Origin of the sequence: Mycobacterium arosiense ATCC BAA-1401 = DSM 45069, from assembly GCF_002086125.1 — a bacterium.
In the GTDB taxonomy this organism is placed as follows: domain Bacteria; phylum Actinomycetota; class Actinomycetes; order Mycobacteriales; family Mycobacteriaceae; genus Mycobacterium; species Mycobacterium arosiense.
Genome location: NZ_MVHG01000038.1, coordinates 1 through 14,308, shown reverse-complemented (window position 1 = coordinate 14,308; position 14,308 = coordinate 1). Strand labels below are relative to the sequence as shown.

Annotated in this window: 13 protein-coding genes; 4 read left to right on the top strand and 9 right to left on the bottom strand. The window is 69.8% G+C overall.

Annotated features, from left to right (window positions below):
• Positions 1 to 8 precede the first annotated feature (8 nt).
• The 4 genes from hypD (at position 9) to BST14_RS15725 (ending at position 4,136) form a co-directional block, all read left to right on the top strand.
• Positions 9 to 1,139, top strand: coding sequence for a hydrogenase formation protein HypD (gene hypD, locus BST14_RS15740; protein WP_083065276.1), 1,131 nt, complete (start codon positions 9 to 11; stop codon positions 1,137 to 1,139).
• Positions 1,136 to 1,870, top strand: a complete 735-nt coding sequence (locus BST14_RS15735; RefSeq protein WP_281252807.1) for a DUF6390 family protein — start codon at positions 1,136 to 1,138, stop codon at positions 1,868 to 1,870. The genes hypD and BST14_RS15735 overlap by 4 nt, the downstream gene beginning before the upstream one ends.
• Positions 1,871 to 1,892: 22 nt before the next feature.
• The gene (locus tag BST14_RS15730; RefSeq protein ID WP_083065274.1) at positions 1,893 to 3,026 is read left to right on the top strand and encodes an alkaline phosphatase family protein; all 1,134 of its coding nucleotides are present in this window, start codon (positions 1,893 to 1,895) and stop codon (positions 3,024 to 3,026) included.
• 147 nt (positions 3,027 to 3,173) lie between these two features.
• Positions 3,174 to 4,136 carry a PPE family protein gene (locus BST14_RS15725; RefSeq protein ID WP_083065273.1) on the top strand — a complete coding sequence of 321 codons (963 nt, stop codon included), beginning with the start codon at positions 3,174 to 3,176 and terminating at the stop codon, positions 4,134 to 4,136.
• Here the strand turns inward: BST14_RS15725 and BST14_RS15720 are convergent.
• The 9 genes from BST14_RS15720 to BST14_RS15680 form a co-directional block, all read right to left on the bottom strand.
• Positions 4,133 to 4,912, bottom strand: a complete 780-nt coding sequence (locus BST14_RS15720; protein WP_083065303.1) for a 3-oxoacyl-ACP reductase — start codon at positions 4,910 to 4,912, stop codon at positions 4,133 to 4,135. The genes BST14_RS15725 and BST14_RS15720 overlap by 4 nt on opposite strands.
• A gap of 3 nt (positions 4,913 to 4,915) precedes the next feature.
• A complete protein-coding gene (locus BST14_RS15715) occupies positions 4,916 to 6,280 on the bottom strand; it encodes an aldehyde dehydrogenase family protein (protein ID WP_083065272.1) in 1,365 nt (454 codons plus the stop codon).
• Between the two features lies 1 nt (position 6,281).
• Positions 6,282 to 7,037 (bottom strand): gamma-glutamyl-gamma-aminobutyrate hydrolase family protein, encoded by a 756-nt coding sequence (locus BST14_RS15710; RefSeq protein ID WP_438502167.1) that lies wholly within the window; start codon positions 7,035 to 7,037, stop codon positions 6,282 to 6,284.
• Positions 7,024 to 8,376, bottom strand: coding sequence for a glutamine synthetase family protein (locus tag BST14_RS15705; protein WP_245845424.1), 1,353 nt, complete (start codon positions 8,374 to 8,376; stop codon positions 7,024 to 7,026). Before BST14_RS15705 ends, BST14_RS15710 begins: the two co-directional genes overlap by 14 nt.
• Positions 8,377 to 8,438: 62 nt before the next feature.
• Entirely contained in the window at positions 8,439 to 8,990 is a 552-nt protein-coding gene (locus BST14_RS15700) for an alpha/beta hydrolase (protein WP_083065270.1), read from the bottom strand.
• 130 nt (positions 8,991 to 9,120) lie between these two features.
• Positions 9,121 to 10,626 carry a cobyric acid synthase gene (locus tag BST14_RS15695; RefSeq protein WP_083065269.1) on the bottom strand — a complete coding sequence of 502 codons (1,506 nt, stop codon included), beginning with the start codon at positions 10,624 to 10,626 and terminating at the stop codon, positions 9,121 to 9,123.
• Between the two features lie 10 nt (positions 10,627 to 10,636).
• Positions 10,637 to 11,494 carry a type I methionyl aminopeptidase gene (gene map, locus BST14_RS15690; RefSeq protein ID WP_083065268.1) on the bottom strand — a complete coding sequence of 286 codons (858 nt, stop codon included), beginning with the start codon at positions 11,492 to 11,494 and terminating at the stop codon, positions 10,637 to 10,639.
• Positions 11,495 to 11,526: 32 nt separating this feature from the next.
• Complete coding sequence (locus tag BST14_RS15685; protein ID WP_083065267.1) at positions 11,527 to 12,111, bottom strand: DUF1707 SHOCT-like domain-containing protein; 585 nt, start codon at positions 12,109 to 12,111, stop codon at positions 11,527 to 11,529.
• 147 nt (positions 12,112 to 12,258) lie between these two features.
• Complete coding sequence (locus BST14_RS15680; RefSeq protein ID WP_083065266.1) at positions 12,259 to 14,073, bottom strand: penicillin-binding transpeptidase domain-containing protein; 1,815 nt, start codon at positions 14,071 to 14,073, stop codon at positions 12,259 to 12,261.
• Positions 14,074 to 14,308 lie beyond the last annotated feature (235 nt).

The following is a 14,308-nucleotide window of genomic DNA, read 5'->3' as shown; positions in this document are numbered from 1 at the left end:
GAGCGGCAATGAAATTCGTTGACGAATTCCGCGACCCGGCCGCGGCGCGCAAGCTGCTGGTGGCCATCGAGCACCTGGCCGGCGGCGACGGTGCGCAGTTCAAGTTCATGGAGGTGTGCGGCGGTCACACGCACACCATCTATCGGCACGGCATCGAACACCTGCTGCCCGACAACGTCGAACTGGTGCACGGCCCGGGCTGCCCCGTCTGCGTGATCCCGATGGGACGCATCGACGACGCGATGTGGCTGGCCCGCCAGCCCGGCGTGGTCTTCACCTGCTTCGGCGACATGATGCGGGTGCCCGGTTCGCACGGCAGCCTGCTGGATGCCAAGGCCCGCGGGGCCGACGTCCGGTTCGTCTACTCGCCGCTGGACGCGTGCAAGATCGCCGTCGACAACCCCGACAAGCAGGTAGTGTTCTTCGCCATCGGCTTCGAGACCACCGCACCCTCGACCGCGGTGACGCTGGTGCGGGCGCGCGAGCTGGGCCTGTCCAACTTCAGCGTGTTCTGCAACCACGTCACGATCGTGCCCCCGATCAGGGCCATCCTCGAGTCGCCGGACCTGCGGCTGTCCGGCTTCATCGGGCCCGGGCACGTCTCCACGGTGGTCGGCAACCGGCCCTACCGGTTCGTGCCCGAGGTGTACCGAAAGCCGTTGGTGGTGGCCGGTTTCGAGCCGCTGGACATCCTGGCCTCGGTCGCGATGCTGCTGCGTCAGATCCGCGAGGGTCGTTGCGAGGTGGAAAACCAGTACAAGCGCGTGGTACCCGAGCGCGGCAACCCGGCGGCCCTGGCGCTGATGGGCAGGGTGTTCGCGCTGCGGCCCCACTTCGAATGGCGCGGGCTGGGCTTCATCTCGCAAAGCGCGCTGCGGCTGCACGACGACTTCGCCGAATTCGACGCCGAGCTGCGGTTCTCGATGCCCGGCGTGCGGGTCGCCGACCCGAAGGCGTGTCAGTGCGGCGAGGTGCTCAAGGGTGTGCTCAAGCCTTGGGAGTGCAAGGTTTTCGGCACCGCATGCACACCCGAGACGCCGATCGGGACGTGCATGGTCTCGCCCGAAGGGGCGTGTGCGGCCTACTACAACTTCGGGCGGATGCACCGAGACGCGGTCAAGCTGGTGGGGCGCACTTGACCGATTACCGGGGTGCGGAGATGTTCGCGCGCTACGCCTATGCGCCCAACGCGCTGGGCTATTGCGGTCCGCCGCTGGGAGCCACCCTGCGGGACGGGTCGGTCGCCGACGTTCGCGCGGCGGCGACGAGGTTCTCCGGGGCCTGGCCGTATCTGCGGGTGCTGTCGGAGCTGACCGGGATCGCCGACCCGCTGGATCACCGCCTGGTCGAGGCCTATTGGCTCGGCGGTGGCGTCGCCGCCGACCTCGACCCGCGGCGATTCTTTGACGCGTTGCTCGCGATCATCGGCCCGCAGGCGGGCCACTACTGGTCGCACCTCACCGGGGATCTGGCCCGCGAGGCCGCCGCCAACCACTGCTTCCACGTGTTCGGGGTATACCCGTGGACTCGCTTTTTGGGCCGGGGTACCGACGAACAACCGCTGAGCGTGCTGGACAATTGCCGAATCACCTCCGGCACAGTGCTTTCCCGCGACGCCAACCGCGTGGCGGTGTTGTGCCGCAGCCTGGCTTGGGACGGTGAGGCCCTGACGTTGTCGGCACCGTCGGCGCGCGTGCTAAACGTGTGGGTCGACGGGTACAGCGCGGTGCCCGACGTGGCCGCCGGTGATGTGGTGGCGATGCACTGGGGCCGGCTGTGCGGCCGGCTCTCGCCCGCGCAGCTGTGCGCGCTCACCGACAGCACCAACCGGCAGCTGCGGGTGACCGGCCACCGACTGGCGCGGGTCTGACTTCCCCACCAGACTGGCCCCCGTGCCCGGTTCTCTGTGCGACGTGCTGCCCGCCGCGGCCACCCTGCTCGGGGCCCCGAGCGCCTCGAACAGACCGGACGAACTCGCGGTGGCGCAGTGGGTGGACGCGGACCGGATCGACCGGGTGCTCGTCGTGCTGGTGGATGGACTGGGCTGGCACCTGCTGCCCCAGCTGGCCGACAGCGCCCCACTGCTGGCGACCGTGCTGGCCGGTGGCACCGGGCGGCTGACCCGGCTGGACTGCACGTTCCCGTCGACCACGCCGACCAGCCTGGTGTCGCTGGGCACCGGCGCGCTGCCGGGCGAGCACGGGATCCTCGGCTTCACGCTCCGGGTGCCGCTCACCGGCGGGGTGCTCCACCACGTCCGGTGGCGCGACGACCCGCCGCCGGCCACCTGGCAGCCGGTGCCGACCTGGTTCGAGCGGCTCCAGGCGACGGGCGTGAGCGCCCGCGCGGTGTTGCCGGCGCCGTTCGTGGGCAGCGGGCTGACCGAGGCCGCCTACCGCGGCGCCGAGGTCCACCCGGCGGACCCGGCCGACGACTACGCGCGGCTGGTGGCCGACGTGCTGCGCGCGGCGCCCGGGCTGGTCTACGGCTATACCGCCGAGCTCGACACCGCCGCCCACGTCTTCGGGATCGGTTCGCAGCAGTGGCATGCCGCGGCGACGAACGTCGATGCGCTGCTGACCCGCCTGCTCGAGACGCTGCCGGCGAACGCGGCGATGCTGGTCACCGCCGATCACGGCGGCATCAACGTCCCCCAGCACGCGCGAATCGACCTCGACCGCGACCCCAGGCTGACCGAGGGAATCGAGGTGGTGGCCGGCGAACCGCGGGTGCGGTATCTGCACACCGTGCCGGGTGCGGCCGGCGACGTGCAGGCGGCGTGGGGCGAACTGCTGGACGGCTGCGCCACCGTGTACAGCCGCGAGCAGGCGGTGGCAACCGGCATGTTCGGGACGGTCGCCGCGCGACACCTCGAACGCCTCGGCGACGTGGTCGTCGTCTGTTCCGGCGACGCCGCGGTGCTGGCCAGCGCACACGAGCCCCCGGAGACGGCTCGCCTGGTCGGCTTTCACGGCGGGGCCACCGCCGCCGAAATGGCCATTCCGCTCGTGGTTTTCGGGCCATAACTTTCGCAAACACACACCGGACTCGGATCGAGTTCACAGCTCGTTGAGACCGTTCACCGATTTTTGCGCGGTACATTCGGTGCACTGTGGTTTGACGCTGATGTTTTCGGGCACGACTCGTACCGCCACCCTCGGGCGGAGGCTGTAATGGATTTCGCGACGCTACCTCCGGAGATCAACTCCGGGCTGATGTACTCCGGTCCCGGTGCGGGCTCGATAATCCGGGCCGCGGCGGCATGGGATGCGTTGGCCGCGCGGCTGTTCACCGCGGCGGCCGACTATCGGGCGGTGACGGCGAAACTGGCTGGGGCCGGCGAGGGCCCGGATTGGGCGGCGCTCACCGACGCCGCCGCACCCTACGTCGACTGGCTCGACACGGTCGCGGCCCGCAGTGCGTGCGCGGCCACTGCGCTCACGGCGACGGCCGGCGCGCATCAGTCGGCCTTCACGGCGACGGTCCCGCCGTCGGCGATCGCCGCCAACCGCACCCGACGGCTGTCGCTGGCCGCGACGAATTGTCTGGGCCAGCACAGCACGGTGATCGCGGATGTCGATGCCGAGTACGACGCGATGTGGGCGCAGAACACCGGCGCCATGTACGCCTACGCCCGGGGCGCGGCCCGCGCCGCGGCGATCGCTCCCTTTCCCGAACCACCCGGCGATCCCGCTGTGGCCAACGGCAATTGGGCCCTGCAATCGGCCCCGGACGTCATATCGTCCGGCGGCAAGGTGATGGCGGTGATACCCGACGCTTTGGATCGGCTGTTGTCGTCACCGCCGGCACCGATCGATGCGTCCCTTTCGTCGGTCACCGCGCCGCTGTCGAAGCTGAACTCGATGACCGCGCCGTCGGATTTCGCGATCGCCCACCTGAATTCGGTGAACAAGACCGCGGCCCTGCGATCGCTTTTCCGCAAGCCGGCCGCCATCAGCGGCGTGCGGGCGGGCTTCGATCGCGCGACGCCGGTCGGTGCGCTGTCGGTGCCGCGCGCCTGGGCGCCCGCGGCGCCTGCGCTGGATCGGTCGATCGGGGACCGTACCGGCGAACCCGTCCGCCTGGTCGCGATCAGCCCCTCACCCGGCCCGCATGCGGCCAATGAGCTGGGTTAGAGCGGGGTGACATAGGCCGCGCTGATGCCGCCGTCGACCATGAACGTCGAAGCGGTGATGAACGACGCGTCGTCGCTGGCCAGAAACGCCACCGCCGAGGCGATTTCGCTCGGGTCGGCGAAGCGGCCGACCGGGACGTGCACCAGCCGGCGCGCGGCCCGTTCGGGGTCTTTGGCGAAAAGTTCTTGCAGCAGTGGCGTATTGACCGGCCCCGGGCACAGGGCGTTGACACGGATACCCTGCCGGGCGAACTGCACGCCCAGCTCGCGGGACATGGCCAGCACCCCGCCCTTGGATGCGGTGTAGGAGATCTGCGATGTCGCCGATCCCAGGACGGCGACGAACGACGCCGTGTTGATGATCGAGCCCTTGCGCGCGGGCACCATGTGCCGCAACGCCGCCCGGCAGCACAGGTATACCGACTTCAGGTTGACGTCCTGAACGCGTTGCCACGCCGGCAGTTCGGTGTTCTCGATCAGGTCGTCGTCGGGCGGTGAGATGCCGGCGTTGTTAAACGCGATGTCGATGCGCCCGTGCGCGTGCGCCGCGGCATCGAAAAGCGCGTCGACCGCGCGCTCGTCGGACACGTCGGTGGGCACGAACAAGCCGGACAGTTCCTCGGCCGCCGCGCCACCCGCGTCGGCGTCGATGTCGCCCACCACGATGGTGGCGCCCTCGGCCCGCATCCGCCGTGCCGCGGCCAACCCGATGCCGCCGCCGGCGCCGGTGACGACGGCCACCCGGCCCGCCAGTCGTTGGGTGAGATCGACCGCCACCACCTACTCCTCTCGGATCGCGATGAACACGTTCTTGGTTTCGGTGAAGTGCAGCGGCGCGTCCGGGCCCAGCTCGCGGCCCAGCCCCGACTGCTTGAACCCGCCGAACGGGGTGCTGTACCGCACCGACGAGTGCGAATTCACCGACAGATTCCCGGCTTCCACCGCCCGGGAGACGCGCAGCGCGCGGGACAGGTCGTCGGTCCAGATCGATCCGGACAGGCCGTAGCTGGTGTTGTTGGCCAGCGTGATGGCGTCGTGCTCGTCGTCGAAGGCCAGCACTGTGACGACCGGGCCGAAGATCTCGTCGGTGACGCAGCGGTCGGTGCGGCGCGGCGTCAGAACCGTTGGCGGGAACCAGAATCCGCGGCCGCCCGGCGCGGTTCCGCGAAACGCGACGGGGGCGTCGTCGGGCACGTAGGACGCCACCTTGTCGCGGTGCGCCGCGGACACCAGCGGCCCCATCTCGGTGTCCCGGGACGCCGGGTCGCCGACGACGACGCGCGTGACGGCGGGCTCGAGTAGCTCCATGAACCGGTCATAGACGCTGCGCTGCACCAGGATCCGGCTGCGGGCGCAGCAGTCCTGGCCGGCGTTGTCGAACACCCCGGCCGGCGCGGTCGCGGCAGCGCGCTCGAGGTCGCAGTCGGCGAAGACGATGTTGGCGCTCTTGCCGCCCAGTTCGAGGGTCACCCGCTTCACCTGTGCGGCCGCACCGGTCATCACCGCCTTGCCGACCTCGGTGGACCCGGTGAACACGATCTTGCGGACGTCGGGATGGGTGACCAACCGCTGCCCCACCACCGCGCCCGGCCCCGGCATCACCTGCAGCAGGTCCGCGTCGAGTCCGGCGTAAGCCGCCAGCGCACCGAGCCGCATCGTGGTCAGCGGCGTCACCTCGGCGGGTTTGACCAGCACGGCGTTGCCCGCGGCCAGCGCCGGTGCGAACCCCCACGACGCGATGGGCATCGGGAAGTTCCACGGGGTGATCACACCGATCACGCCCATCGGCTCGTTGAACGTCACATCCAGGCCGCCGGCCACGGGAATCTGCTTGCCGGACAAGCGTTCCGGGCCGGCGGCGTAGAAGTTCAACACGTCACGGACATGACCGGCTTCCCACTCGGCCGACGCGATGGGATGCCCCGAGTTGGCGACCTCAAGGGCGGCCAGCTCGTCGAGGTGGGCGTCCACGACTTCGGCGAAGGCCCGCAGGCCAGCCGCCCGTTCGGCCGGGGCCAACCGCGCCCACCTGCGCTGGGCCGCCCGTGCCCGGGCCACCGCGTCGTCGACCGCCGCGACGTCGGCATGCTCGACCGAGCGCAGCACTTCCTCGGTCGCGGGGTTGATCAGTTGCGCGGCGCTCAACTCAGCTCACGCGTCCCGCGTAGGACCGGGCCGCGTCCACGATCGCGGTGAACAACCGCAGGTCGTCCAGCGATTGTTCCGGATGCCATTGCACCGCAAGCACAAACCTGTCCCCCGGCAGCTCCAGCGCCTCGACCACGCCGTCGCCGTCGCGCGCGCTGACCACCAGACCGTCGCCCACCTTGTCGATGGCCTGATGGTGATAGCTCGGCGCATCGGCGGCCTCCCCGACCAGCGCGGCCAGCCGGGTGCCCGCCACGGTCGATACCGGCAGCCTGGTGAACACCCCGTTGCCCGCCCGGTGTCCGCTGTGCCCGAGCACGTCGGGCAGGTGCTGGTGCAGGGTGCCGCCCAGCGCGACATTGAGTACCTGTGCGCCGCGGCAGATTCCGAGCACCGGCAGGCCCCGCCGCAACGCGCCCCGCAACAGCGCGAACTCCCACGCGTCGCGGTCGGCGCGGGGCTCATCGGTGCACGGGTGGGGTTGCTGGCCGTAGCTGGCGGGGTCCAGGTCGTAGCCGCCCGTGATCACCAGCGCGTGCAGGCCGTCGAGAACCGAATCGACTATCTGGTCGCCCGCCGGCTGCGGTGGCAGCAACACCGCTATCCCGCCGGCCAGGATGACACCTTCGAAGTAGTCGGCGGGCAGATACCCGGCGGGGATGTCCCAGACGCCGGCCTGCACCCGCTCGAGGTATGTGGTCAGGCCGATGACCGGGCGGCGCGGGTCGCCGCCATCAAACTCACAGCCGTTCAAAACCACGCATCCTCTCCCAGTCGGTGACCGCCGCATTGAACGCCGCCAACTCCACCCGCGCGTTGTTCAGGTAGTGGGCGACCACGTCGTCGCCGAACGCGTCCCGCGCGAGCGTCGAGCCTTCGAACGCCGAGGCCGCCGCCGCCAGGGTGGCGGGCAACCGCTCGACGCCGGGAGCCTGGTAGGCGTTTCCCGCGCAGGGCTCCGGTAGCGCCAGGCCCCGTTCGATACCGTACAGCCCGCCGGCGACGGCGGCCGCCACGGCCAGATACGGGTTGACGTCGCCGCCGGGAACCCGGCACTCGACGCGCGTGTTGGGCCCGTGACCGACCACCCGCAGCGCGCAGGTGCGATTGTCCACTCCCCACGCCAGCGCTGTGGGCGCGAAGCTGGCGTCGGCGAATCGCTTGTAGGAGTTGATGTTCGGCGCGTAGAACAATGTGAGCTCGCCCAAGCTGGCCAACAGGCCGGCCAGGAAACTGCAAAACGTCGACGACATGCCGTGCGGGCGACTGGGATCGGCGAACACCGCTCCGCCCGCCACATCGCGCAGCGAGAGGTGCACGTGACAGCTGTTGCCTTCTCGCTCATCGTATTTCGCCATGAAGGTCAGGCTCTTACCATGCCGGTCGGCGATCTCCTTAGCGCCGTTCTTGTAGATGACGTGGTTGTCGCAGGTGACCAGGGCGTCGGCGTACCGGAAGCCGATTTCCTGCTGCCCCCGGTTGCATTCGCCCTTGACGGCCTCGAAGCGCAGGCCGGCGCCGATCATCCCCCGCCGGATGTCGCGCAGCAGCGGCTCCATGCGCGACGACGCCGAGATCGCGTAGTCGATGTTGTAGTCGCTGGCCGGGGTCAGCCCGCGGTAGCCGTTGGCCCATGCCTGACGATAGGGCTCGTCGAACACGATGAATTCCAGCTCGGTGGCGACGTCGGCGACCAGGCCGCGGTCGGCCAACCGGTCCAGCTGGCGGCGCAGGATCGCCCGCGGCGACACGGTGACCGGACTGCCGTCGGACCAGCACACGTCGGCGATCACCAGCGCCGTGCCGGCCAGCCAGGGAATGCGCCGCAGGGTGGACAGGTCGGGCCGCATCACCGTGTCGCCGTATCCGGTGTCCCAGCTCGACACGGCATAGCCGCTCACGGTGTTCATGTCGACGTCGACGGCGAGCAGGTACCCGCAGCACTCGGCGCCGTGCGTGGCCACCTCGTCGACGAACAGCCGGGCGTCGATCCGCTTGCCGACCAGCCGGCCCTGCATGTCGGCGAACGCCACGATGACGGTGTCCACCTCGCCGGCGCCCACCAGCCGCTGCAGCGCGGTCAACGACAGCATCCCGGCATCGGGTTGGGCGGCGGCAGGTTCTTCACTGGCCATGACGGTCAGTCAACCAGCCGTTACCAGGTGCTGGTGCGCAAGATGATCTCGGCGGCCAGTTGCGCGGTCGACTCCTGCACCGTGCGCCGCCCCAGGTGCACCACGCGGTAGTCGGCGTAGACGTAGCGCTGGCTGGCCTGCGCCACCGCCCGGGCGGCCGGCGAGCTGACCAACACGGTGGTGCCGATCTCGACCGGCGGGCAGTGGCCGTCGGTGATGGCGCCCTCGTAATTGGCGACCCGCGGGTGGCCGCGGTCGATCACCACCAGTCCGACGAAGCGGCCCAGCCGGGTGGCGGTCAGTTCCCAGGCGAGCTCGGCGCCGGCGCGATCCCCCATCACCACGGCCCAGCCGATGCCCAGCACGTCGAGGATGCCGATGAGCGACTTGGGGGTCAGGCGCGGGTCGAAGCCGACCACGACCGTTCGGAGCGACGCGGTGTGCAGGCGCTCGCAGACCGCGTCGTACGCCGCCGGAACGCGGTCTGCGTCGCCCAGTATGACGACGACGACGCCGTTCTCCGGGCCGGCCACAACCACCGGCACGGGGAAACCCTCCAGGGTGGTCATCATCGAGGGCACCCCAGCACGCTACAACCAAACGGCATGCGTGCGCGACAAGTGTTGCGCATCTGGTACGCGGATCCCGTTTTTGGACCGTGCCGCCCACCGCGGCGTTCACGCCGCGCTCGGCGCGAATGCTTCAGGGCCGCAAGACAGTTGCCAGATGCGGCCGCCGTGGCGGTGGACCATCAAGCAGGCTGACAATAGCGTCGATGTCGAGATGGGATGCCAGCAAGTCGGCGGCGACGTCGAGTTGCGCGTCGCGGCGGGCGGCGACGTTGACGTCGCCGACCACGAAGCCGCCGCGGCCGGCGGCATCGGCGACCCGGCGCAACCACCCGCGCCGGAAGTCGTCATTATCGAGCAGTCCGTGCCAGTGGGTCCCGAAGACCGCCCCGCGCACCACACCCGGCGGCTGTGGTGCGGTGTCGCAATCGAACCAGCCCGCCTCGGCGCAGCGGGTGACCCGGCCGTGATGGATCTCGTACCCGGTGAGCGGGCGCTGCCAGCGGCACAGGATCTTGTCGGGATCGAAGGCGATGTCGACGTCCAGCAGGCCCAGCCCGGGCACGCCATTGGTCCCGGATTCCACCGGATCGTCTAGGCGACTGCACAGCATTTGAAATCCGCCGCAGATTCCCAGCACCGGCTTGCCGGCGCGGGCGTGCGCGGTGATCGCCTCGGCCAGGCCGTGACCGCGCAGCCACGCCAGGTCGGCGACGGTGGCCTTGCTGCCCGGGATGACGATCAGGTCGGCGTCGGTGACGTCGGCGGGGTCGCTGACCCAGCGCACCAGCACACCCGGCTCGCAGGCCAGGGCCTCGACGTCGGTGGAGTTCGAGATCCGGGGCAACCGGACCGCGGCCACCCGCAGCCACTCGTGTCCGCGCGGGGGTGCGGGCGTGCCGACGACGCGGTGCGCGACCACCGACAGCGAGTCCTCGGCGTCCAACCACAGCTCGTCGGTGTACGGGAGCACACCGTAGGTGGGCCGGCCGGTCATGTCGCGCAGCTGGCGTAACCCGGGTTCGAGCAGCGCGGAATCGCCGCGGAACTTGTTGACGACGAAGCCCGCGATCAGCGCCTGGTCGGCGGGGTCGAGCACCGCGACCGTCCCGAACAGGTGCGCCAGCAGGCCGCCACGATCGATGTCCCCGACTACAAGCACCGGCAAATTCGCCGCGCGGGCCAGTCCCATGTTGGCCAGGTCGGTGGAGCGCAGGTTGATCTCGGCCGGTGAACCGGCACCCTCGCAGATCACCGCGTCGAATTCGGCACGCAGGCAGGTCAATTCGTCGAGGACGGTAGCGGACAGCCGATCACGATGCCCCACATAGCTTTTCGCGCTGACCGTGTCGGCGACCTGACCCTTGATCACCAGTTGCGAGGTGCGGTCGCCGCCCGGCTTGAGCAGGATCGGGTTGAAGCGCACGCTGGGTTCCAGCCCCGCCGCGCGCGCCTGAATCGCCTGGGCGCGGCCGATTTCGCCGCCTTCGACGGTCACCACGGAGTTGTTGGACATGTTCTGCGCCTTGAACGGGGCGACGCGGACCCCGCGGCGTGCCAACAACCGGCACAGGCCCGCCACCAACACCGATTTCCCGGCGTCGGAGCTGGTGCCCGCGACCAGCAGGGCTCCGGTCATCAGGCAAACGTCATGGCAAGGTGAGGATTTCGACGCCGGTGTCGGTGACCAGCAGGGTGTGCTCGAACTGGGCGGTCCACTTGCGATCGCGGGTGACCACCGTCCAGCCGTCGTCCCAGATCTCGTAGTCCAGGCCGCCGAGGTTGATCATCGGTTCGATGGTGAACGTCATCCCCGGTTGCATGATGGTGGACACCGACGGCTGCTCATAGTGCAGCACCACCAGCCCGTTGTGAAACGTGGTACCGATGCCGTGACCGGTGAAGTCGCGAACGACGTTGTAGCCGAACCGGTTTGCGTACGACTCGATGACGCGACCGATGACCGACAACGCCCGCCCGGGCTTGACGGCGTTGATGGCGCGCATCGTCGCCTCCCGGGTCCGCTCCACCAGCAGGCGGTGTTCTTCGGAGACGTCACCGGCCAAAAACGTCGCGTTGGTGTCGCCGTGCACCCCGTCGATGTAGGCCGTGACGTCGATGTTGACGATGTCGCCGTCCTCGATCACCGTCGAGTCGGGGATTCCGTGGCAGATGACCTCGTTGAGCGACGTGCAGCACGACTTCGGGTAGCCCTTGTAGCCCAGCGTGGAGGGGTAGGCGCCGTGGTCGACCATGTACTCGTGGGCGATGCGGTCGAGTTCGTCGGTGGTCACCCCCGGTGCGACGGCCTTGCCGGCCTCCACCAGCGCACCGGCCGCGATCCGGCCGGCGACGCGCATCTTCTCGATCACCTCGGGTATCTGCACCCACGGTTCGCTGCCCTCTTTGGCCGTGGGCTTCCAGGCGTACTCCGGGCGCGGGATACTGCCGGGCACCGGCAGAGTCGGGGACAACTCTCCTGGGGAAAGCGCGGTGCGAGCAGGCATGCGACCAGCTTAACGGCAGCGTGGGTGCACGATCAGAGCCGCCGACGGCGCAGCAGCGAGCGCCGCGGCCCCCGGATGATCACCGAGCCGCACACCACCCGTCCGGTCAACACGACGTGCGGCCTGCCCTCACCAGGTGGATCCTTGCGTCGGTCGCTGGCGCTGCCCACGTAGACCTCGACGTCGTCGATGGACGCGCTGGCTCCGTCGGGCAACCGAATCTCCACCGAGCCGAATCTCATGTCGAGTTCGATCACCACCACGGGCCCGGCGAACCGGGCCTTGGTGAGGTCGAGCTCCACCGAGCCCAGCCGGCGGACCAGCGCCAGGCGGGTGGGCACCTGCCATTCGCCGTGGCGCTTGAGCGAACCCGCCCAGCCCCGCAGCTCCACCCGGTCGGCCGCGGAGGTGACGATGGCGCCCGGTCCCGGCAGATCGCCGACCAGGTGGTCCAGCTCGCCGCGCGTGCGCGCGTAGGACACCTGCGACGAGCGTTGCTCGAACTCGCCGATATCGATCAGGCCGAGCGCCACGGCGTTGTGCAATCGCCGCATCGTGCCGTTGCGGTCGGCGTCGGAGACCCGCAAGGCCACCATGTCGCCGCCGGTATCGGTCATGTTCGCAATTTACCGCTGAGCGACCGGCGCTGGGTCAGATGGCGCCGCCCCGCTGCGCCCGGCGCACGCGCCGCACTTGCGACCGGCGCTAGGTCAGATGGCGCCGCCCCGCTGCGCCCGGCGCACGCGCCGCACTTGCGACCGGCGCTAGGCCAGGAAGTTCGGCGGCAGCGCCTCGAACATGAACTTCGTCATCCGAACCGCCCACTCGGAGCTGCCGCCCCCGACGATCAGCGACGCGAAGGCCAGGTCGCCGCGGTAGCCGGCGAACCAGGAATGCGATCCGCCCGGGAACTCGGCCTCGCCGGTCTTCCCGTAGATCTCGCCGCAGCCGGCGATCTCCTTGGCGGTCCCGTTGGTCACCACCAGCCGCATCATCGGCCGCAGCGCGTCGATCATCTTCGGGCTGATCGGCGTGGTGTCCCCTTGAACCGCCGTCTGGCGGCCCACGATCAGTTGGGGCACGGGTGTCTTGCCGGCGGCGACCGTCGCCGCCACCAAGGCCATGCCGAACGGGCTGGCCAGGACCTTGCCCTGGCCGAAGCCGTCCTCGGTTCGTTCGGCCAGGTCCACAGTCGGTGGCACCGACCCCGTCACGGTGGAGACGCCGTCCACGGTGTAGTCGACGCCGAACCCGTATTGGGCCGCCGTCTGGGTCAGGCCGCGCGGCGGCATCCGGCTGCTCAACTCCGCGAAGGTGGTGTTACACGAGCTGGCGAACGCGCGCGACAGCGACACCACGCCGAGATCGAAGCCGCCGTAGTTGGGCACGGTGCGGTGCCCGATGTCGAGGTGACCCGGGCAGCCGAGCATTGAGTTGGGCGTGGCCATGCCGCGGTCGATGGCAGCGCCGGCGGTGATCATCTTGAACGTCGACCCGGGTGGGAACAGGCCGTTGGTGGCGGGTAAACCGTCCGCGTCGGCCGCGCCGTTCTGCGCGATCGCGAGGATTTCTCCGGTCGACGGCTTGATCACCACGATCATCGCCTTGCCGCCCTTGTTGTCGACGGCGCGCTGGGCGGCGTTCTGCACCGTGCGGTCCAGGGTGAGCGAAACCGACGGCGCCGGTGACCCCTCGACCTCGTGCAGCACCTCCACCTCGACGCCGTTCTGGTTGACGCTGACCACCCGCCAGCCCGCTTCGCCGTCGAGCTGGTCGATCACCGCCTTTTTCACCGCGGAGATGACCGCCGGGGCGAAATGCGGGTCGGTGGGCAGCATCTCGGGCTGGGGCGTGACCACGACGCCGGGCAGGTGCCCGATCAGCGGGAACACCTTGTCGTTGTCGTTGGGGTGCAGCGTCACCGCCAGGTCCACCGGGTGGGGCGTCGCGCTGGCCTGCTCGGCGAGTAGCTGCGGATCGTTGAGGGCGTCGTTGAAGGGGTGCAGCACGTCGACGACGGCGTGCGCCGTGCCGAACAAGGCCGGTCCGGCCTGGGTGGCGTCCAGCGTGTAGTGGTACAGGTAGCCCGGCACCAGCACCTCGCTGCCGCCGACCTCGTTCACCGAGGCGCGGTGCGGCCGGTCGGCGCGCAACGCGAACGTCTGGTGCTCGCCCAGCTTGGCGTGCAGCGCGTTGGCGGTCCAACGGACCGCCCAGTGGCCCTCGTCGCGGGCCATCTTCAGCTGGCCGTCATAGGTCCAGGTGCGGTTTTTGGGCAGGTGCCAGGTGAAGCGGTAGCCGACCGTGCCGCTGTCCTCGGCGTACTTGGCGTTGAGGAGTTGCGCGTCGAGGTGGGTTGCCTGCAGACCCGACCAGGCCGCGTTGAGGGCTTCGCGGGCTTCGTTCGGGCTGTCGCTGAGTTGCGCGGCGGTCGCGGTGTCGCCGACGGCCAGGGCGCGAAAGAACTTCTCCGCGGCCGGGCCCGGGCCGTCGGGCCGCGGCGTGCAGCCGGACAGGGCGACGGCCGCGACCAGCAACACGCCTGAGGCGGATGTGGCAATTGTTGTTCTCGTTACCATCGGTGCTGATGTTAAGAACTGTGGCCTCGACACCGGCGCCGACACACCGAGACCGGATCGTGATGCGGGGCGGGTGATCGCCGAGGCCCGACCAGCCGGGCGGTTTCGGCGAAGGCGGCAGGGGCGCTAGGAGCTTGCTGAATTAGGGGTTTGTGGGCCGGGGCGTCTCGAGCCGTCTCGCGGCGTGTTGGAGTCAGACCCTCGGGTCGACAGAAAAGAGATCGCCCCGCCGGGT